Genomic DNA, 18698 nt, shown 5'->3' with positions numbered 1-18698 from the left:
CCCGGCGGGGCATCGCGCTGTCCGTGCGGTGGGTGGGTCGGGGGCCACTCCGGGGGTACCTCCTCGGAATGCGCGTCTGACGTCATGACGTGTCCGGTGCCGGACAGGGTGCGCATTCCTGCGGGGGCACCCCCGGATCGTCCCCCTCCCGACGTTGCGTTGGCGGCTGCCCGCCGGTGGGGGTGATTGTTCCGGGGACTGCGGTTAGCCCCCGATGGCGGGTCACCCCCACAAGAGGGCGTGCACTCGCCCACTATCTGCACGGGTGGTGGGGGTGGGAGACACCCGCGCCGGAGGCGCGGGCCCCCCGCGGCGGGAAGCCGCCGACGTGCCCCCAGCCCCTCGCCGGAGGAAGGCAGCCCCCGCCGGGGGAAGGCGGCCCCCGCCGGGGGGAGGTCCGAGGGGCGATCGGACGGCCGTTCGGAGTATTCGCTGCCCGGCGAGGGCAAAAGCTTTCTAGCCTGGGGGGATGGAGGACGGGACGGCCGATCGACGGCTCGCGGCGGTCGTCGAACTGGCACAGGCGCTGGCGACGGCGCAGACCCCGCAGGAGGCGGCCCGCGCGGGTGCGCGGGGGGCGCGGCGTGCGATGGGCGGCTCCTTCGCGGCGGTGTCCGCGTGGGAGCGGGAGACGGGGCGGCTGCGGGTGCTGGTGAACGACGGGGACCTCGCCCCGGGCGAGGAATCGGAGCCGGAGGACGAGTCGTATTCGGTGCACGATTTCCCGGAGATCGCCGAGTTCCTGCACGGCAGCTGGGCCCGCGGCGGGGCCCCGCACGCGTGGGTGGAGACGGCGGAGGGGACGGGCGCGTCGCCCGGGGGAAGCTCGTGGGGGAGGGCGGCGGCGTTGCGCCGCAGGGGCCGGGGGAGCTGTGTGGTGGCGCCGCTGGTGATGCACGGCCGGGCGTGGGGTGAGATCTATGTGGCCCGGCGGGCGGGCGAGCCCGTTTTCGCCCGCCCGGACGCGGATTTCGCGACAGTCCTGGCCGCGGTCCTCGCGTCGGGCATCGCGCAGACGGAGCGGCTGGCGGAGGTGCAGCGGCTCGCGTTCACCGATCCCCTGACGGGGCTGGGGAACCGGCGGGCCGTGGACGTACGCCTGGACGAGGCGCTGGAACGGCACCGGGCCGAGGGCACCGCGGTGAGCCTGGTCGTGTGCGACCTGAACGGGCTGAAGAAGGTCAACGACCAGCTGGGCCACGCGGTCGGTGACCGTCTGCTGGAACGGTTCGGCTCGCTGCTGAGCCTGTGCGGCGCGATGCTCCCCGGGAGCCTGGCGGCCCGGCTGGGCGGTGACGAGTTCTGCATCGTCGCGGTGGGCAGTACGGCGGACGAGGTCGTGCACGCGGCGACCGAGCTGTGCCTGCGGGCGGCGAAGCTCGACGTGGGGGAGGGCGTGGCCTGCGGTGTGGCGTCCACAGGTGACCCGATCGGCCCCGTGCGTTCCGCCCGCCGCCTCTTCCGCCTCGCGGACGCGGCCCAGTACCGCGCGAAGGCCCTCCGGGCGGCGTACCCCGTCGTGGCCGGTCGGGAGGGGCCGGAGGACCCGGTCCTGCGCCTGGCGGACGCCCCTCCGCCGACGGACCCGACGGAGCGCCGCCACATCCGCGGCCACCACGCGTAGGGGGTCAGCCCCGGCGGGGGAGGCGGATCGCCGAGGCGAGGAAGAAGATGCCGCCGAGCGCCGCGTATCCGGCGAGGGCGGTGAGGGACGGGTCGTCGCCGGAGGCGGTGCGGAGGAAGGACGCGCCGGCCAGGACGGAGATGCCGCCGCTGGCGATCATGGGCCACTGGCCGCCCAGCGGGCGGCGCACGACGCCCACGAGGAGCTGGACCAGGCCGGAGACGATCGCCCATGCGCCCCAGACACGCAGTACGGCTGCGGCGCCGGAGGTGGTGGCGAGGGCGAGGCCGACGGCGGCGAGCGTGCTGACGGCCATGTTCGCGTACAGGCCCTTGAGCGGGCCGGCTGCGGTGCGGGCCGACCTGGCGTCGACGACGGCCGCGGCCACGTCGAAGGCGGGATAGACGACAAGGAGCACCTTCGCCGGGGTGGTGAGGCCGGAGCCGGAGGCGAGCAGGAGTGCCGCCCACGCGGCGGCGAAGACGAACCGGGCGGCGTAGAGGCGGCGCAGGGTGGGTGCGGTCGTGGGTGCGGGGGCGGCTGCGGATGCCATGAGGGTCTCCGGGGAGTTAGTGGGTAGAACGTTCTCTCTCTTTTTTGAGCCTGGCACACTTCTGCCGACGAAACAAGAGAGAACGTTCTACCTGCTAGGCTGGGCGGTATGACGCAGACGGAATCCGCCGGGAGGGTGTCCAAGGCACGGGAGCGGCTGCTGAGCACCGCCGGGCAGCTCTTCTACGCCGAGGGCATCCACACGGTGGGCGTCGACCGGCTGGTCGCCGAGGCGAAGGTCACCAATGCGACCTTCTACCGCCACTTCCGCAGCAAGGAGGATCTGGCGGTCGCCTACATCGGCAGCGTCGACCACGCGATCCGCACCCAGATCGGCACCCTGACCGCCGCTGAAGCACCGCCCGACGCCATCCTGCGCGGCATCGGCGCCTCCCTCGTCGAGCAGATCCGCTCACCCGGCTACCGCGGCTGCGCCTTCCTCAACGCGGCGGCCGAATTCCCCGACCCCCAGCACCCCGTCCACCGGGCCGTCGTCCAGCACCGCGACTGGTTCCTGAAGACGATCACCGGCCTGTTCGCCGAGATCACGACGGAGTCCGCCGACCACGCCGGCCGCCACTTCGTCATGCTCCGCGACGGCGCGATGAGCGCGGGCTACCTCGGCGACCCCGTCCTCGCGGGCGAGACCCTGCTCCGCGGCATCGACGGCCTGCTGCGGATCCACGCCGCCCGCGGTGCCGACGAGCCCCCCACACCTTCGGCACCCGCGCCGGTCTCCGGCATCGACTGCGCGCCGCCGCCCGGCGAGTAGCCGAACAGCGCCGGGCGGTGCCGCTGTTGGCGGGCTGTTGGCGGGCCGATCTACCGTGCGCGTCGCCGGTCACGGTGGGCCGTCGTCCCGGAGGGGCCGCGCGTGCCCGGTCGTGGTGGCGGTGCGGAACGACGACGGGGAGGCGGGCGGCGGTGGAGCTGCGGGACATCGAGATCTTCTTGGCGCTGGCGGAGGAGTTGCACTTCGGGCGGGCCGCCGAGCGGTTGTACGTGTCGCAGGCGCGGGTGAGCCAGGCGATCGCCAAGCAGGAGCGGCGGCTGAACGCCGTGCTCTTCGACCGGGAGAACCGGCGGGACGTGCGGCTCACCGCAGTCGGGCGGCAACTGCGGGACGACCTCGTGCCGGTGTACGCGAGCATGCGGGAGAGCCTGGAGCGGGCGCGGGCCGCCGCGCGCAGGGTCGGCAACACCGTGCGGGTCGGGATGATCCCCGGGAACGTGCACTATCTGCGGGACTACTGGCAGGAGTTCCGCTGCCGGTACCCGGAAGTGGAGCTGGAATTCCGGCACGCTCCGTTCACGGATCCCTTCGCCGCGCTGCGGGAGGGGGAGTTGGACGTCCTGGTGACCTGGCTGCCCGTCGAGGAGGAGGACCTCACCGTCGGGCCCACGCTCTTCCTGGACGGCAGGGCGGTGGCGCTCTCCTGCGACCACGAACTGGCCGGCCGGTGCAGGGTCCCGGTCGAGATGCTGGCCGACTTCGCGATCACCAGTGCCCGGATGCCGCCGTACTGGGGCAACACCCTGGTGCCCGAGCACACCCCCGCGGGACGGACCATCGAACGCGGTCCGCTGGTCACCGACATGGAGCGGCTGCTCTTGCAGATCAGCCAGGGCGAGGTTCTCCACCTCGTCCCCGCCCACTCCGTCCCCTACTGGTCCCGCCCGGACATCGCCTGGCGCCCCGCCGACGGGCTCCCCCCGCTGACCTTCGCCATGGTGTGGCGCACCGAGGCCGAGAGCGACGCCATCCGCTCCCTGGCCCAGGTCGCCGCCGACCTGGGCCAGCTCCCCGCGGCGACGGCGTGAGCGCGCACGCCGCGCCGCGCTACCCGACGGCCGGCGACGTCACTCGCGGTGCCAGGTCTCCTGCGTGTAGCCGGAGTTGCAGTCGTACTGCGACGCGTTCACCCCGAGGCCGTAGTCCCAGATGGTGAGGCAGCGATCGCTGTTGTAGTTCTGCAGGAGGCCCTCCGGGGAGTTCGTGAACGACCACGACTGGTTGGCGCCGCCGGTGCAGTCCCACTGGCGGGCCGGAGCATCGTTGTCGGTGCGCCAGTCGGCGATCTCCAGACATTTGCCGCTGTTGACGTTGACGTAGGTGTGGCGGCCGGCGGAGTTGGTGGTCTCGTACCACTTCTGGTTCGCGCCGCCGGTGCAGTACCACTGCCGGGCGGGGGCGCCGTTGTCGGTGCGCCAGTCGGCGATCTCCAGGCACAGGCCGGTGTGCTTGTTCCAGAACTGGACCACGCCCCCGCTCCCTTCCGGCGGGAGAACGCTCGCGGACGCGGCGGACGCGCCGGTGAGCATCCCCGCGCCGATGAGTCCGGCTGTCGCGGCGGCCATGGCCAGTGTCTTGCGGATGAGCATCTTTCCCCCTTGGTGACGGACCGGAATGCAGTCCTGAGCTGGTCCGGCGCGTCCGGGCGGTGGGTCTCCAGATGCGTCCGGACGCGCCGTGGTCAACCCTCTCCGGGGGGCGGGAGCGGATCAACGCCGGATTCGCGGGGCTGCGATCACCCGCGCTCATGACGGGCGGGGGGCGGTCTCTTCCGCGCTGAGCGGCGCCAGCCAGTGGATCTCCAGGTCCTCGCGCAGGTAGTCCATGCGCGTCTCGCCGAAGCGGGCGAGTTCCGGGACGGCGAGGTGGCGGCGCAGGTCGTCCGCGGAGCGCCACAGCTCGTAGAAGACGAGGGTCGTGGGGTCGGCGGCGTCGCGGTGGACCTGGTACTGGAGCGAGCCGGGCTCGCGGCGGGTCGGCTCGACGAAGGACAGCAGCAGCTTCTCCAGCTCCGCCGCGCGTTCGGGGCGGGGACGGGCGAATCCGTACAGGGCGACGGGACCCGGCTTCTCAGGTATGACGATATTCATACCTCGGGACCTTAGGTCGCCCCCTTGGTACGATGCAAGCCGTACCTGTCGGAGGGAGAGGATGGTGGCCGTGGAACTGGGGAAGGTGCTCGCCGCGCTGGCTGACGACCGCCGCCGCCGCGTCGTGGCCGAACTCGCCGCCGGGCCCGACGGCGAGGAGCGCGCCTGCGGCTCCTTCGACCTCCCGGTCGGCAAGGCCACCCGCACCCACCACTACCGCGTACTCCGCGAGGCCGGCCTCATCGACCAGCGCTTCCACGGCAACGGCAGCGCGGTGTCCCTGCGCCGGGACGCCACCGAGCAGCACTTCCCGGGCCTGCTGGCCCTCCTCGTCCGCGAACTCCGCGAAGTCCGGGAGGACCCGGACGGGGGGCAGGATCCGGGCCGCGCCTGATCGCCGGTAGCCGTGCGTCGCGTCTGCTACGCGGGCGCGAACTCACCTTCGGTGACAGGCCGGTGCGGGGTGTCGAGCCAGGCCGTCTCGGTGTCGGGCGTGACGGTGAGGCCGAAGCGCGTGGCGTCGGGCTCCCCGGAGTCCGTCCACCACCGGTGGGCGGCGCGAAGGTCGCTCCACAGCAGGCGCCGACCGCCCTGGTAGACGGTGGAGGTCGGCCGGTGGTCGTCGAGGACGGTCGCGGCCCAGGAGCGGTCGGTGATCCCGTAGAGCCAGAACGAGACCCGCGCGCCGCGCCGGTTCCACGTGCTGACGCAGTCGCGGCCGGTGGCCAGACCGGCGGCGAAGGCGAAGTCCGGGTCGGTGAGGTCGGCTGCGGTCAGGTCGGTGGTGGTGATGCTGTCGGCCGCCGCGACGACGTCCCCGCCGGGCACGTACTCGGTGTGGAGCCCGCGGCTCCGGCGGTGGGAGCGGGCCTTCATGAACTCCACCGGCCGGATGAAGCGGCCCTCGGCCCGGCTGTGGTCGTCGGCGACGACGAGGCGGACGAGCGCGTCGGCGTTCGAGTAGCGCGTCCCCCAGGGCGTCAGCACCACGCCGTGCGGGGCGGCCTGCCGCACCCAGGCGTACGGCACGGAGCGCACCGCCATGGTGCTCACCACTCTGTCGAACGGCGCACGCTGCGGACATCCGAGCAGCCCGTCGCCGACGACGAGCGTCGGGGCGATGCCGGCATCGTGGAGGGCGGCCTCCGCCGCTGCGGCAACCGCGGCGTCGATCTCGACGCTGGTGACGTGCTCGTCGCCAAGGCGGCGGGCGAGCAGCCCCGCGTTCCACCCGGTGCCGGTGCCGATCTCCAGCACCCGCATCTCGTCGTGGACGTCCAGGGCGCGGAGCATGGCGGCGACCACGGTCGGGGCCGACGCGGAGGAGGTGGGTACGCGGCCCGGCGCCGGTCCCTGGTGGCGCCCGTCGTCCCACTGCGTGGTGATGGGTACGTCCGCGTCGGCGAAGCCGAACCAGGCGTCGGGGTCGTCCGCCCGGCTGACCGTCGTGCTGGCCCTGGTCGTCATGTCGTACGGCCACATCACCGGCGGCAGGAACCGCGCCCGGTCGACGTCCTCGAACACCGCCGTCCACGGCGCGGCCAGCACGCCGGAGTCGACCAAGGAGCGCACCAGTTGCGCCCATCCCGGCCGCCGTACCGCGTCCCGCCGACCGGTCGGGCTCACTTGCGGTGTTGGCCGTCACCAGGCGGCGTGTCGCCGTCAGGAGACGGCGGCTCCTCCGGGGGCGTCCACGGTGTCCCGGGATGCCCGTCCCCCTCGTCCCCGCCCTGTGCCGCGCAGTTGGCCAATCCCGTGACCCGCATAGCCGCTCCCTCGCGTCCGCGTCGCACAACGTCGTCCATTCGCTACGGTACGCACACGGTTGGTGACGCGGCAAGTGTCGCTCGCGGGCCGCGGGCTCAGGCGTTACCGGATCTGCGCGGGCCCGAACTCGCCCTTGGCGGCGGCGCGGTGGAAGGCCGTCCACGCGGCCGCCGTGAAGACGAGGGCGGGGCCGGTGCCGTGGTGCTTGCTGTCGCGCGTGGCGACGTTGCCGTCGGGGAGGAGGGCGACTTCGACGCACTGGTGGTTGTCTGCTGAGTGGCTGGACTTGCGCCACGTCGCGCCCGTGAGGTCCGAACTCATCATGGCCGGTGCTCCCTTGTTGGCTGTGAGGGGTCGGACCTCCAGGGTGCGGTGCCCTGCGGGGCCTTACGCAGTCGTGAACTCGCCATCCACGACGCCGCCGTGGAACGCCGACCACTCGGCCGCTGTGAAGACGAGTGCGGGGCCGTTGCCCTGGTCCTTGCTGTCGCGCATCGCCACGCGGCCGTCCTGGAGGAAGGCGACCTCGACGCACGTCCCGTTGTTCTCGGAGCGGCTGGACTTGCGCCACACCGCGCCCGTGAGGTCCGAACTCATCATTGCGCGAACTCCTTTGCTGCATTCCGGAGGATGTCCTGGGTGCCCTTGGTGTCCAAGGCCGCATCCCAGAGCGATGTGAACGCCTGGTCGTACCGCTCGACCTCATGCGGCTTGTCGAGATAGAGGTCTCCGGTGAAGCCTTCCACGTAGACGGTCGGCGGCTCCGTGGGCTGTCCGTCACCGTTGACCGGGAAGCGCAGGATCGAAAAAGGGCCGGTCAGGAGCCCGTGATGCAAGCCTACCGTGAACGGAGCAACCCGCAGCGAGACGTTCGGTAGCTCCATCAGGTGGAGGAAGTGGGCCAACTGCGCGGCCATTACGTCCGGTCCGCCGACCGCTTGGCGCAGGACCGCCTCGCTGAGTACGAACTCGACGGCGAGCGGGGCGGAAACGCGGGTCAGTGACCTCTGCCGCGCGAGCCGTACGTGTACTCGGCGTTCAATTTCGTCGGCCGCGACGTCGGGGCTGTGCTTCTGGATCACCGTGCGCGCGTAATCTTCCGTCTGCGCCAAGCCCGGTACCAGGTCCGCGGTGTACTTGCGCAGGCTCGTCGCCGCACCCTCGAGCCCGATGAAGAGGTCGAACCCTTCCGGGATCACGTCGCCGTACGCGTGCCACCACCCGCGCGCCTTCGTCTCCTTAGCCAGCCCCATAAGGCCCTGCGTCAGCTCGGGATCAGCGCCGTACACCCGGCACATGGCCTCGACATCAAGGCTGCGCATGGACGTCTGACCGGTCTCGATGCGCCAGATCTTCTGGTCCGACCACTCCAGGGCTGTCGAAGCCGCGCGCACGGTCAGTCTGGCCTGATTGCGCAGCTCACGCAGGTGTCGGCCCAGTTGACGCCGGGGCACGGTCGAACCGATTGCCGTCTCCACCACTCGGTGTACCTCCGCTCTGGAATACAGCCTACATCCGGAATGGAAGCACCCAACTCCCCGTTTTGAAATGGGAGATGAGTGTTCGAATATCGTGTCTCCGGATTTCCGATCTGGAGTGTTGCATATTCGACTCTGACGGTGCTTCACTCGTCACGTCACGCACGGCGCAACGCAGTTGACGCCTCGTGATCGGTGCATCCACCGGCGAGGAGGCGGGATGAAGCGAGCCGTCCACGGCTACATGCGGGCCTACGCGGGCACGCCCGACGTCGAGGTGAGGCGGGACGAGTTACGGCTGCGCTGCTGGGCCGAGCGCGGGGGCTACGCCCTCGTCCGGATCTGGCAGGAGGAGCAGGACGGCGGGATCGCCGTGCTCAACGGGCTCGTCGAGGAGCTGAAGCGCAGCTCCGGCGCCGCCGTGGTCGTGCCGTCGCTGCGGCACTTCGGCTCAACACAGGTATTGCGCGAGCACCTTGCCGCGTATCTCGTCGATCGCGCGGACGTGGACATCTACGAGGTGGGGGACGAGTGAACGTACCGACGCCCAGCGTCCTCTACGTCGCGAGCATCCGGCTCGCCGCAGCCTTCGCGGCGGTCGGCCTCTCGCGGGAGTTCATCCGGCGGACGCTCACCGCGTGGCAGCTCGCCGAGCAGATCGACGGGGCCGAGCTGATCGGGTCCGAACTGGTCACCAACGCGGTCAAGATGAGCGGGCCCGCGGGCAGCCACCTCATCGGGGTGCAGCTCCGGGCGGCGGGGAGCAGCCTCTACGTCGAGGTGTGGGACCGGGACGGGGGGAGCCCCGTCATCCCGGCGCAGAGCGAAGACGCCGAGGGCGGGCGCGGGCTCTTCCTCGTCGAGGCCCTGAGCGAGCGGTGGGACGTCTTCTGCCCGGCCGCGCCCGGCAAGGTCGTGTGGGCGGAGCTGCCCCTCGGGCAGAAGGCGGAGTCGGCGTACGACGCCGAATGGGCCCTCGCGGAGGCCGCGTTCGGGCAGCGCGTGCTGGACGGGCTACGGGCCGTACCCCTCGGCCTCGCGTGAGAAAAGGGCGCGGGGCCCCGCGGACCGGCCCCCCGGACGGGGGGACGACGTTGACAGGACGTCGTACGTAGGCCGGTCGCGCGGGACCCCGCGAGCCTGGAGGAGCGTCACCCGCGAAGGGGTGGACCCGCGAGGGGTCAGACGCCCAGCAGGTGGTCCATCGCCAGCTGGTCCAGCGCCTCGAAGGCCATACCGCGCTCGGCGGCGGCCTCGACGTCGAAGTCCTCGAACGCGGACTTGTCGGCCAGCAGGCCGGCCAGGCCCTCGCCCTCGGCGACGGTCGGCTGGGCCAGCTCGTCGAGGCGGGCGGCGCGCAGCGCCTCCTGGACGGCCGGGTCGGCGCGGAAGGCGGCGGCGCGGTCCTTCAGGATGAGGTAGTTGCGCATGCAGCCGGCCGCGGAGGCCCAGACGCCGTCGTAGTCCTCGGTGCGCGGGGGCTTGAAGTCGAAGTGGCGCGGGCCCTCGTAGTCCGAGTTCTCCAGCAGGTCGACCAGCCAGAAGGCCGAGCGCAGGTCGCCGGCGCCGAAGCGCAGGTCCTGGTCGTACTTGATGCCGGTCTGGCCGTTGAGGTCGATGTGGAAGAGCTTGCCGTGCCACAGCGCCTGCGCGATGCCGTGCGGGAAGTTCAGCCCGGCCATCTGCTCGTGGCCGACCTCGGGGTTGAGGCCGACGAGCTCGGGGCGCTCCAGGGAGTTGATGAACGCCAGGGCGTGGCCGATCGTCGGCAGGAGGATGTCGCCGCGCGGCTCGTTCGGCTTCGGCTCGATGGCGAAGCGGATGTCGTAGCCCTTCTCCGTGACGTAGTCACCGAGCAGGTCGAACGCCTCCTTGAAGCGGTCGAGGGCCACGCGGACGTCCTTGGCGGCGCCGGACTCGGCGCCCTCGCGGCCGCCCCACGCGACGTACGTCTTCGCGCCCAGCTCGACGGCGAGGTCGATGTTGCGCATGGTCTTGCGCAGCGCGTAGCGGCGGACGTCGCGGTCGTTCGCGGTGAAGCCGCCGTCCTTGAAGACGGGGTGGGTGAAGAGGTTGGTGGTGGCCATCGGCACGACCAGGCCGGTCGTGTCGAGGGCGGCGCGGAAGCGCTTGATGATCGCGTCACGCTCGGCGTCGGACGACCCGAAGGGGATCAGGTCGTCGTCGTGGAAGGTCACGCCGTACGCGCCCAGCTCGGCGAGCCGGTTGACGGACTCGACCGGGTCGATCGCCGCGCGGGTGGCATCGCCGAACGGGTCGCGCCCCAGCCAGCCGACCGTCCAGAGGCCGAAGGTGAACTTGTGCTCCGGCCCCGGGGTGAGGTTCGTCTCGGAAGTCATGAGGGCTTGCTCCTATTCGTCAGACTGTTGAACAAATTAGTATGCGAGGCCGATGATGGGAAGTGGCAGCTCGCGACGGGCTCCGGAAGGGACAGGAATCACATGGGGCAGAACGGGGCGCTCGGGGCGTCGTCCGGGGCGGTCGTCCTCGGGGTCGACAGTTCCACGCAATCGACGAAGGTGCTCGCCGTCGACGTCGAGACGGGCGCGGTCCTGGCCTCCGGCCAGGCTCGGCACACCGTCAGCACCGGTGCGGGCCGGGAGACCGACCCCGAGGTGTGGTGGACGGCACTCCAGGACGCGCTGAGCCAGACGGGTGAATGGGCCGCGCGCGCGGAGGCCGTCTCCGTGGGCGGGCAGCAGCACGGGCTCGTCGTCCTCGACGCGGAGGGCGCGCCGGTGCGGCCCGCCATGCTGTGGAACGACGTGCGGTCCGCCCCGCAGGCCGCCGCGCTCGTCGAGAAGTACGGCGCCGAGCACTGGGCGCAGCGCTTCGGGTCGGTGCCCGGGGCGAGCTTCACGGTCACGAAGTGGGCGTGGCTCGCCGAGCACGAGCCGGAGGCGGCGGCCGCCGCGAAGGCCGTACGGCTGCCGCACGACTTCCTCACCGAGCGGCTGTCCGGCGCCGGTGTCACCGACCGCGGCGACGCGTCCGGCACCGGGTGGTGGCGCTCCGACACCGAGAGCTACGACGAGGAGCTGCTCGGCTCGCTCGGGCTCTCGGCAGGGCTGCTGCCCACCGTGCTCGGGCCCGGCGAAACCGCCGGCCAGGTACGAGAGGGGCTGCCGCTGCGGGCAGGCGCGATCGTCGCGCCGGGCACGGGTGACAACGCCGCTGCCGCTCTGGGGCTCGGGCTCACGCCGGGCCGCGCGGCCCTCAGCCTCGGTACGTCCGGGACCGTCTACGCGGTGTCGCGGCAGCGGCCGACCGACCCGAGCGGGGTCGTCGCCGGGTTCGCCTCGGCGGACGGCGGCTGGCTGCCGCTCGCGTGCACGCTCAACTGCACGCTGGCCGTCGACAAGGTCGCCGCGCTCCTCGGCCGCGAGCGCGAGGACGTCGAGCCCGGCGGCTCGGTGGCCTTCCTCCCCTTCCTCGACGGCGAGCGCACGCCGAACCTGCCGTACGCCTCGGGGCTGCTGAGCGGGCTGCGGCACGACACGACCGCCGGTCAGGTGCTTCAGGGTGCCTACGACGGGGCTGTCTACGCGCTGCTGGGCGCGCTGGACGAGGTGCTCGCCGTGGACGGCGGGGCTCCCTCGGACGAGCCGCTTCTCGTCATCGGGGGCGGGTCGCGGGGGACCGCGTGGCTGGAGACGGTACGGCGGCTCTCCGGCCGCGCCGTGCAGGTGCCGGACGCGGGCGAGCTCGTTGCCCTCGGGGCTGCGGTCCAGGCCGCCGCCGCCCTCACGGGTGAGGCTCCCGCGGCGATCGCCGCCCGCTGGAACACGACGTCGGGCCGCGTTCACGCTGCGCTGCCCCTGGACGACGCGACCCGTACGCGGCTGGCCGCCGCGATGCCTCTCGCTGCGCAGCAGCGGTAGGGGGCGCTTCGGGCTGCCGCCCGGGGTGGGCTGCGCGATCTTCCGCCGGTGGGTGGTTGCGCGCGCAGTTCCCCGCGCCCCTGGGTGATTGCCACTTGGCGTGGCATGGAGCCTTTCCCCTGGCGGGGGTTGCTCGCGCAGTTCTCCCCCAGGCTTCGCCTGGGAGGTGCCCCCACGCTCCCCTGCGGGGCGCTTGCCCGGCGTGGCAGGGAACCCCTCGGGGCTCGGCGATGCGGGGGACGGCGACAACCAGGGGCGCGGGGAACTGCGCGACCAGCCATCCACCGGCCGTAAGGTCCCGGAGGGAGAGCAAGGGGCAGCCCGGAGGGCTGGAGGGGAGTCGGGAAGGGCAGGCCCGGGTTGCACAGGCCCGGGCGCAAACGCTAAGGACCTCCGGAGGAGACCGTGGGGAAAGGGACCGGCGCGCAGGCCGGGCTGCGGCGGCGGAACATGGCGCTGGTCATGAAAGCGCTCGCCGCGGGCGCGAACGTGACGAGGGCCGCGGTCGCCGCGGAGGTCGGGCTGACCCGGGCCACCGTGTCGACGCTCGTCGACGAGCTGCTCGCGGCCGGCCTCCTCGAGGAGCAGGGCGCGCAGCGGCCGGGGACGGTCGGGCGCCCCGGCACCGTGCTGGCGCTCACCGAGACGGGCCCCGCGGGCATCGGCGCGGAGATCGGCGTGGACCACCTCGCCGCGTGCGCGGTGGACCTGCGCGGCCGGGTGCGGGCCCGCGCCGAGCGGCCCGCCGCCAACCGGGGCCGCCCCGCCGGGGCCGTGCTCGGGGAGCTGGCCGAGCTGACGGGCGAGGTCATCCGGCGGGCGGAGGAAGCCGGGCTGACCGCCGTACGGACGACCGTCGCCGTACCGGGACTCATCGGCCCCGACCACCGGACCGTCCTGCGCGCCCCCAACCTCGGGTGGGAGGACGTACCGCTCGACGCCGCCTTCCCTGAGACGTCCACCGCCGTGGAGAACGAGGCCAACCTCGGCGCCCTCGCCGAGCTGTGGCTCGGCGGCCACGACGGCGGCCTCGCGGACTTCGTGCACGTCTCCGCCGAGATCGGCATCGGTGCCGCGCTGGTCGTGGAGGGCCGGCTCTTCCGCGGGGCGCGCGGCTTCGCGGGCGAGCTGGGGCACATGCCCGTGCGCCCGGAGGGACCCCCGTGCTCGTGCGGGGCGACGGGCTGCCTGGAGACGTACGCCGGCGAGGAGGCGCTGCTGCGCGCCGCGGGCGTGAGCGCGGGGCGCGGTCCGGCGCTGAAGGCCGCGGCGGTCGCGGGCGACCCGGCGGCGCTGCGGGCGCTGGAAGAGGCGGGCGCCGCCCTGGGCATAGCCCTGAGCGGCGCGGTGAACCTGCTGGACCCGCAGGCCGTGGTGGTCGGCGGCCCCCTCGCGGACCTCGCGCCCTGGCTGCTGCCGGGCGTGCGGCGCGAGCTGGCCGCGCGCGTCACGGACCGCCGGTGGCGGGCGCAGGACGTGGTGATCTCCCGGCTGGGCCGCGACGGCGTACTGCGCGGGGCCGCCTACAGCTCGGTGCGTACCGTGCTGGACGACCCCGCGACCTGGATCCGCAACGTGTCGGAGCGGGCCCTTACAGAGCCGAGCCCGCCACCCACTGGCTCCATGTCATGTTCCAGCCGTTGAGGCCGTTGCTGGGCTGGATGACCTTGTCGGGCGAGTTGACGACCGTCACGACGTCGCCGACCAGCGAGTTGTCGTAGAACCAGGCGGCGTCGGTGGTGGGGTCGCCGCCGCCCTTGACGTCCTCGATGCCGATGCAGCCGTGGCTGGTGTTGACGTTGCCGAAGACGGACGGGTCGCCCCAGTAGTTGCCGTGGATGAACGTCCCGGAGTCGCTGAGCCGCATGGCGTGCGGCACGTCCGGGATGTCGTACTCGCCCTTGCCGTCGTCGTCGGTGAAGCCGACGGTCGCCCCGTTCATCCGGGTCGTCTCGTGCTTCTCCTCGATGACCATCTGGCCGTCGTAGGTGGTGTGGTCCTGGCTGCCCGCGGAGATCGGGACGGTGCGGACGACCTGGCCGTCGCGCACGACGGTCATCATGTGCGTCCGGGTGTCGACGGTGGAGACCTGCGAGCGGCCGATGTCGAAGCCGATCGTCTTGTGCTGCGTGCCGTGGACACCGGGGGCGCCCTCTACGCCCTTCCAGTTCATCGTCACGGTCACGTGCGTGCCGGCGACCCAGTAGTTCTGCGGGCGCAGGTCCAGGCGCTTGCTGTTGAACCAGTGGCCGACGACCGTCTGGCCGCTGGTGGACGACACGGTGACGGCGCGCTGCACGTCGGCGCGGTCCCCGGTGGATATGGCGTGGTCGAAGTTGATCGACACCGGCATGCCGACGCCCACGGTCGAGCCGTCCTCGGGCGTGAAGTAGCCGGTGAAGGTCGACGGCTTCGCGGCCGCGGTCGCGAAGGTCGCGGTCGCGGCGGTGGGCGTGCCCTGCGCGTCGCTCGCGGCGGCGGAGACCGTGTACTGGGTGCTGTGCGCGAGCGAGCCGCTCTGCGTCCAGGTCTTCTTGTCCGCGGACAGCTTGCCGGCCACGGCCTTGCCCCCGGACTTGGCCTTCATCGTGACGCTGCTCAGGGTGCCGCCGCTGACGGTCACCTTCACCGCGCCGCTGACCTTCGCGCCGGTCGAGCCGTTCTTCGGGGTGATGGTGATCTTCGCGGCCGAGGCGTGCTTGGCCGCCGCCGCGTCCTCGGTGGCCTGGCTCGTCGCCGAGGGGGACGACGAGGGGGCCTGGGCCGACGACGTCGCCGACGCCGAGGGGGACGCCTTGCCGTCCGCGTGGCTCCCGCCGCCGCTGTTGCACGCGGTGAGGGCGACGGCGCCGCCCATCAGCACGGCGACTGCCGCGAGGGTGCGGCGGGTGGTGATCTTGCGGTGCTTGGCAGGGGCCTCGGTCGGGGCGGATCCGTTCTCGGGCGGCGTCACGCAGCTCTCCAATGCGGCAGTAGTCCCCCGCGGCCGGTACGGCCTGCGGGCTTCTTCCGACCATGGAAACAGCCACGACGGGGCAAATCACCCTTTCTGTCCGATATTGTGTTCCATCGCACGCGTGCGGTGACGGTACGTGCCCTCGCGTGTGCGGGCTGTCCGCGATGAGGGGGCGGCGGGTGTAGGCCGACGGAGCGGGGGCCCGGGGGCGTGCCGGGGGGCGGCTTCCCAAGGAGTGGCGGAGGTCACTACGATCGGTGGCCACGGTCACGTCGTCGCAACCCCTGGGGGTTCCCATGGCCTCGCCCCGCCCTTACGTGGTGGCAGCCGCCGGCGCCGTCCTTGCCGCGCTGTACTTCGTCCCCACCGCGAGCGCCAGCACCGAGCACGCCCCCGCCGCCGCCCCGGCCGCGCACGCCGCCGCGGCTGACGTGCAGAAGGCGGACGAGGACGGGGGCCTCGCCGACACCGGGGCCTTCAACACCAGGCCGTACCTGATCGGCGGCGCCGTCTTCCTCGTCGTCGGGGCGGGCCTGCTCGTCGAGTCGACCCGCCGAGCCCGCCAGGCCGAGGAACCGGAGCCCGACACCACGCCCTGACGCCCCTCCGCCGCGGCCTTGCGCCGGCGGCCCGTGACCCGTCCGGGTCCGGAGCCCTACGCCAGCGGGCCCGTGACCTGCTCGGCCGCGCTCACCAGGGCGCCGGACCGTACGAACACGTACGCCGCCTCCAGGTCGGGGGCCAGGAAGCGGTCCCGGCCCGGGCCCGCCACCCCGGCCTCGCGCGCCGCCGCCAGCACCGCCGCCGTCGCGGGGGCGGGGGAGCCGCCGCCGATCGCCCTGATCTCCAGCGCCCGGGTCGCCGCGACCATCTCCACCGCCACGACCCGCGCGAGCGCCTCCACCGCCGTGCGCAGCTTGCGCGCCGCCGACCAGCCCATCGAGACGTGGTCCTCCTGCATCGCCGAGGACGGGATCGAGTCCACGGACGCGGGCACCGCGAGCCGCTTCAGCTCGCTGACCAGCGCGGCCTGCGTGTACTGCGCGATCATCAGCCCCGAGTCCACGCCCGGGTCGTCCGCCAGGAAGGGCGGTAGGCCGTGCGAGCGGTTCTTGTCCAGCAGCCGGTCGGTGCGCCGCTCCGCGATCGAGGCGAGGTCGGCGGCGGCGATCGCGAGGAAGTCCAGGACGTAGCCGACGGGGGCGCCGTGGAAGTTCCCGTTCGACTCGATCCGGCCGTCCTCCGTAATGACCGGGTTGTCGACGGCCGCCGCCAGCTCGCGGTCGGCGACCGTACGGGCGTGCGCGAGGGTGTCCCGGCCCGCGCCCGCGACCTGCGGGGCGCAGCGCACGGAGTACGCGTCCTGCACGCGCGGGGCGTCGTCCTGGTGATGCCCCGTCAGGCCCGATCCCGCCAGCACCTTCAGCATGTTCGCCGCGCTCGCCGCCTGGCCCGGGTGCGGGCGGATCGCGTGCAGCTCGGGCGCGAGCACCTTCTCCGTGCCGAGCAGCGCTTCGAGGGTCAGGGCCGCGGTGATGTCCGCGGAGGTGAAGAGGCGGGCGAGGTCCGCGCAGGCCATGACCAGCATGCCGAGCATGCCGTCGGTGCCGTTGATGAGGGCCAGGCCCTCCTTCTCGCGCAGCTCGACCGGGTCGATGCCGTGCTCGGCGAGCAGCTCGCCCGCGGGCCGGACCTGCCCGTCCGGGCCCTCCGCCTCGCCCTCGCCCATGAGGACCTGGGCGCAGTGCGCGAGCGGCGCGAGGTCGCCGGAGCAGCCGAGGCTGCCGTACTCGTGGACGACGGGGGTGATGCCCGCGTTCAGCAGCGCGGCCATCGTCTGCGCGACCACCGGCCGCACGCCGGTGCGGCCCGACGCGAGCGTCTTGAGCCGCAGGAACATCAGCGCGCGGACGACCTCCCGCTCGACCCGCGGCCCCATGCCCGCGGCGTGCGAGCGCACCAGCGAGCGCTGGAGCTGCGCGCGCAGCTCGGGGCTGATGTGGCGGACGGCGAGGGCGCCGAAGCCGGTGGACACGCCGTACACCGGCTCCGGTTTCGCCGCGAGCGCGTCCACGACGCGGCGGGCCGCGGCCATCGCCCCGACGGCGCTTTCCGCGAGGCGGACCTGTGCGTTGGCGCGTGCGACGGCCAGTACGTCTCCGGAGGTGGCCCCTTCGGAGCCGATGAGCACGGTGTGCATATCCATATTCACGAACCCTAAGCACTGAATCCCGCTCTGTCACGGGCGCTCCGGGGTGCCCCTTGCGGTGGGCGTCGCGATCTTCCGCCGGCGCTGGGCTGGTCGCGCAGTTCCCCGCGCCCCTGACGGGTGCTCTCCGCGCGCAGGGCGCCCGTCGTTCAGGGGGCGCGTGGGGGTACCTCCCGGGCGGAGCCCGGGGGAGGAATGCGCGCTCAGCCGCGTACGTGGCGCGGGTCGCCACCGTCCGAAAGGGGCAGTTCGGTCCTCCCCCGGACCTCCGCCCGGGAGGCGCCCCCAGGACCACCGGCCGGTGGGGGGCTGCTCGCGCAGTTCTCCCCCAGGGCTTCGCCTGGGAGGTGCCCCCACGCGCCCCCAAGAACGCTCACCGCCCTGCGCAGCAGAGAACGCTCGCCCCGCGGCGCAGCCGCCCCCTGTCGGGGCGGCTCCCGGCGCAGGGGCCACACCCAGGGGTGGGAGTCGGTGGGGGACAGGCCCGGGGTCGGGCCCGGGACGAGGGAGAGGGCGAGGCCCAGGAGGAGTGAGCCGATGATGCAGTCGAGCCAGTAGTGGTTGGCCGTGCCGACCACGACGAGCATCGTCAGCAGCGGGTGCAGCAGCCACAGCCAGCGCCAGCGGGAGCGGTGGGAGGCGATGAGACCCACCGCGATCGCCAGGGCCCAGCCGACGTGGAGCGACGGCATCGCGGCGAACTGGTTCGCCATCGAGTGCGTCTCGGGCTTGCCGTAGACCGCGGGCCCGTACACCGCGGCGGTGTCGATCATGCCGTCGCCGGGCAGCATGCGCGGCGGCGCGAGCGGGAAGAGCAGGTGGCCGAGCAGCGCCAGCATCGTCTGGATGACGATCGCGCGCCGGATCCACAGGTAGTGCGCGCGCCTGCGCACGAACATGTAGCCCAGGAAGAGCAGCATCGCCGGGAAGTGCACCGTCGCGTAGAGGTAGTTGGCGGTGTGCACGAGCGTGTGGCTGTGCAGCAGCAGCTGCTGCACGGAGTGTTCGCTCGGCAGGTGCACCGCGCGCTCGAACGACCACACGTGGTCGGCGTGGTGGAACGCCTCCTCGGTGTGGCCGTTGGCGACCTTCCGCCCGTACTTGTAGACGGCCTGGACGGCGACGAGCAGTGCCAGCTCCGGGAGGAGGTGGGGGAGCCGGTCGGGGAGCGGGATGCGTGGTGGTCGGGGGAGGAGTCTCCGGGTGCCGTACGCCGCCGACGTCGCATTCCCCATACCCATGCCTCAGCCCCTGTCGTCCGCCGCTGCTGACTCCGGTGCCGTACCGTCCACCGTCGCCTGCCCCGCAGAGCCGACGCCAGTCCGAC

General features: G+C 72.9%; 20 protein-coding genes. 9 read left to right on the top strand and 11 right to left on the bottom strand.

Annotated features, from left to right (window positions below):
• Positions 1–469 precede the first annotated feature (469 nt).
• Entirely contained in the window at positions 470–1624 is a 1155-nt protein-coding gene (locus tag IH54_RS0124605; protein ID WP_031520560.1) for a sensor domain-containing diguanylate cyclase, read from the top strand.
• Positions 1625–1628: 4 nt separating this feature from the next.
• Here IH54_RS0124605 and IH54_RS0124600 read toward each other — a convergent pair whose 3' ends face one another.
• Positions 1629–2177 (bottom strand): hypothetical protein, encoded by a 549-nt coding sequence (locus IH54_RS0124600; protein ID WP_031520557.1) that lies wholly within the window; start codon positions 2175–2177, stop codon positions 1629–1631.
• 108 nt (positions 2178–2285) lie between these two features.
• On the opposite strand from IH54_RS0124600, the gene IH54_RS0124595 reads away from it, so the two are divergent.
• Positions 2286–2948 carry a TetR/AcrR family transcriptional regulator gene (locus IH54_RS0124595; protein WP_052397820.1) on the top strand — a complete coding sequence of 221 codons (663 nt, stop codon included), beginning with the start codon at positions 2286–2288 and terminating at the stop codon, positions 2946–2948.
• A gap of 152 nt (positions 2949–3100) precedes the next feature.
• A complete protein-coding gene (locus IH54_RS0124590; protein ID WP_031520553.1) occupies positions 3101–3997 on the top strand; it encodes a LysR family transcriptional regulator in 897 nt (298 codons plus the stop codon).
• Positions 3998–4036: 39 nt separating this feature from the next.
• On the opposite strand, the gene IH54_RS41880 is transcribed toward IH54_RS0124590, so the two are convergent.
• Positions 4037–4558 carry an RICIN domain-containing protein gene (locus IH54_RS41880; RefSeq protein WP_052397819.1) on the bottom strand — a complete coding sequence of 174 codons (522 nt, stop codon included), beginning with the start codon at positions 4556–4558 and terminating at the stop codon, positions 4037–4039.
• A gap of 156 nt (positions 4559–4714) precedes the next feature.
• Positions 4715–5059 carry a putative quinol monooxygenase gene (locus tag IH54_RS0124580; RefSeq protein WP_031520548.1) on the bottom strand — a complete coding sequence of 115 codons (345 nt, stop codon included), beginning with the start codon at positions 5057–5059 and terminating at the stop codon, positions 4715–4717.
• Positions 5060–5120: 61 nt separating this feature from the next.
• On the opposite strand from IH54_RS0124580, the gene IH54_RS0124575 reads away from it, so the two are divergent.
• Positions 5121–5453, top strand: coding sequence for an ArsR/SmtB family transcription factor (locus tag IH54_RS0124575; RefSeq protein WP_052397818.1), 333 nt, complete (start codon positions 5121–5123; stop codon positions 5451–5453).
• Between the two features lie 26 nt (positions 5454–5479).
• On the opposite strand, the gene IH54_RS0124570 is transcribed toward IH54_RS0124575, so the two are convergent.
• The 4 genes from IH54_RS0124570 to IH54_RS0124555 form a co-directional block, all read right to left on the bottom strand.
• The gene (locus IH54_RS0124570) at positions 5480–6685 is read right to left on the bottom strand and encodes a methyltransferase domain-containing protein (RefSeq protein ID WP_052397817.1); all 1206 of its coding nucleotides are present in this window, start codon (positions 6683–6685) and stop codon (positions 5480–5482) included.
• A 243-nt stretch (positions 6686–6928) separates the two neighbouring features.
• A complete protein-coding gene (locus IH54_RS0124565; protein WP_031520542.1) occupies positions 6929–7150 on the bottom strand; it encodes a DUF397 domain-containing protein in 222 nt (73 codons plus the stop codon).
• Between the two features lie 63 nt (positions 7151–7213).
• Positions 7214–7423, bottom strand: coding sequence for a DUF397 domain-containing protein (locus IH54_RS0124560; RefSeq protein ID WP_043182075.1), 210 nt, complete (start codon positions 7421–7423; stop codon positions 7214–7216).
• Positions 7423–8307 (bottom strand): helix-turn-helix domain-containing protein, encoded by an 885-nt coding sequence (locus IH54_RS0124555; RefSeq protein ID WP_043182072.1) that lies wholly within the window; start codon positions 8305–8307, stop codon positions 7423–7425. The genes IH54_RS0124560 and IH54_RS0124555 overlap by 1 nt, the downstream gene beginning before the upstream one ends.
• A 217-nt stretch (positions 8308–8524) precedes the next feature.
• Between IH54_RS0124555 and IH54_RS45670 the strand changes: the two genes are divergently transcribed.
• Both IH54_RS45670 and IH54_RS45665 read left to right on the top strand, forming a co-directional pair.
• Positions 8525–8839, top strand: a complete 315-nt coding sequence (locus IH54_RS45670; RefSeq protein WP_031520535.1) for a hypothetical protein — start codon at positions 8525–8527, stop codon at positions 8837–8839.
• Positions 8836–9348 (top strand): ATP-binding protein, encoded by a 513-nt coding sequence (locus IH54_RS45665; RefSeq protein WP_052397816.1) that lies wholly within the window; start codon positions 8836–8838, stop codon positions 9346–9348. Before IH54_RS45670 ends, IH54_RS45665 begins: the two co-directional genes overlap by 4 nt.
• Positions 9349–9485: 137 nt before the next feature.
• On the opposite strand, the gene xylA is transcribed toward IH54_RS45665, so the two are convergent.
• Positions 9486–10664, bottom strand: coding sequence for a xylose isomerase (xylA, locus tag IH54_RS0124540; protein WP_031520531.1), 1179 nt, complete (start codon positions 10662–10664; stop codon positions 9486–9488).
• 102 nt (positions 10665–10766) lie between these two features.
• Here xylA and xylB point away from each other — a divergent pair, with 102 nt between their 5' ends.
• Positions 10767–12206 carry a xylulokinase gene (gene xylB / locus IH54_RS0124535; RefSeq protein WP_031520528.1) on the top strand — a complete coding sequence of 480 codons (1440 nt, stop codon included), beginning with the start codon at positions 10767–10769 and terminating at the stop codon, positions 12204–12206.
• 450 nt (positions 12207–12656) lie between these two features.
• Positions 12657–13850, top strand: a complete 1194-nt coding sequence (locus IH54_RS0124530; RefSeq protein WP_420711801.1) for an ROK family protein — start codon at positions 12657–12659, stop codon at positions 13848–13850.
• Here the strand turns inward: IH54_RS0124530 and IH54_RS0124525 are convergent.
• Complete coding sequence (locus IH54_RS0124525) at positions 13798–15063, bottom strand: L,D-transpeptidase (RefSeq protein WP_052397825.1); 1266 nt, start codon at positions 15061–15063, stop codon at positions 13798–13800. The two genes, IH54_RS0124530 and IH54_RS0124525, sit on opposite strands and share 53 nt — an antisense overlap.
• A 395-nt stretch (positions 15064–15458) precedes the next feature.
• On the opposite strand from IH54_RS0124525, the gene IH54_RS0124520 reads away from it, so the two are divergent.
• A complete protein-coding gene (locus tag IH54_RS0124520) occupies positions 15459–15761 on the top strand; it encodes a hypothetical protein (RefSeq protein WP_031520522.1) in 303 nt (100 codons plus the stop codon).
• Positions 15762–15817: 56 nt separating this feature from the next.
• On the opposite strand, the gene hutH is transcribed toward IH54_RS0124520, so the two are convergent.
• Together hutH and IH54_RS0124510 are read right to left on the bottom strand one after the other, a co-directional pair.
• Entirely contained in the window at positions 15818–17368 is a 1551-nt protein-coding gene (hutH, locus tag IH54_RS0124515) for a histidine ammonia-lyase (RefSeq protein WP_078862492.1), read from the bottom strand.
• A gap of 206 nt (positions 17369–17574) precedes the next feature.
• Entirely contained in the window at positions 17575–18612 is a 1038-nt protein-coding gene (locus IH54_RS0124510) for a phosphatase PAP2 family protein (RefSeq protein WP_234343783.1), read from the bottom strand.
• Positions 18613–18698 lie beyond the last annotated feature (86 nt).

This window comes from Streptomyces sp. NRRL F-5123 (assembly GCF_000721495.1).
Lineage (GTDB): Bacteria > Actinomycetota > Actinomycetes > Streptomycetales > Streptomycetaceae > Actinacidiphila.
Note: the sequence above shows the minus strand (reverse complement) of the source record. Positions and strands in the feature narration are given on the sequence as shown.

Coding starts and splice junctions, on each gene's coding strand:
- IH54_RS41880 (WP_052397819.1), bottom strand. CDS start 4,558: ATGCTCATCCGCAAGACACTGGCCATGGCCGCCGCGACAGCCGGACTC.
- IH54_RS0124560 (WP_043182075.1), bottom strand. CDS start 7,423: ATGAGTTCGGACCTCACGGGCGCGGTGTGGCGCAAGTCCAGCCGCTCC.
- IH54_RS45670 (WP_031520535.1), top strand. CDS start 8,525: ATGAAGCGAGCCGTCCACGGCTACATGCGGGCCTACGCGGGCACGCCC.
- IH54_RS0124530 (WP_420711801.1), top strand. CDS start 12,657: ATGGCGCTGGTCATGAAAGCGCTCGCCGCGGGCGCGAACGTGACGAGG.
- IH54_RS0124510 (WP_234343783.1), bottom strand. CDS start 18,612: ATGGGTATGGGGAATGCGACGTCGGCGGCGTACGGCACCCGGAGACTC.
- IH54_RS0124580 (WP_031520548.1), bottom strand. CDS start 5,059: ATGAATATCGTCATACCTGAGAAGCCGGGTCCCGTCGCCCTGTACGGA.
- IH54_RS0124565 (WP_031520542.1), bottom strand. CDS start 7,150: ATGATGAGTTCGGACCTCACGGGCGCGACGTGGCGCAAGTCCAGCCAC.
- xylA (WP_031520531.1), bottom strand. CDS start 10,664: ATGACTTCCGAGACGAACCTCACCCCGGGGCCGGAGCACAAGTTCACC.
- xylB (WP_031520528.1), top strand. CDS start 10,767: ATGGGGCAGAACGGGGCGCTCGGGGCGTCGTCCGGGGCGGTCGTCCTC.
- IH54_RS0124575 (WP_052397818.1), top strand. CDS start 5,121: ATGGTGGCCGTGGAACTGGGGAAGGTGCTCGCCGCGCTGGCTGACGAC.
- IH54_RS0124525 (WP_052397825.1), bottom strand. CDS start 15,063: ATGGGCGGCGCCGTCGCCCTCACCGCGTGCAACAGCGGCGGCGGGAGC.
- IH54_RS0124595 (WP_052397820.1), top strand. CDS start 2,286: ATGACGCAGACGGAATCCGCCGGGAGGGTGTCCAAGGCACGGGAGCGG.
- IH54_RS0124600 (WP_031520557.1), bottom strand. CDS start 2,177: ATGGCATCCGCAGCCGCCCCCGCACCCACGACCGCACCCACCCTGCGC.
- hutH (WP_078862492.1), bottom strand. CDS start 17,368: ATGGATATGCACACCGTGCTCATCGGCTCCGAAGGGGCCACCTCCGGA.
- IH54_RS0124605 (WP_031520560.1), top strand. CDS start 470: ATGGAGGACGGGACGGCCGATCGACGGCTCGCGGCGGTCGTCGAACTG.
- IH54_RS0124520 (WP_031520522.1), top strand. CDS start 15,459: ATGGCCTCGCCCCGCCCTTACGTGGTGGCAGCCGCCGGCGCCGTCCTT.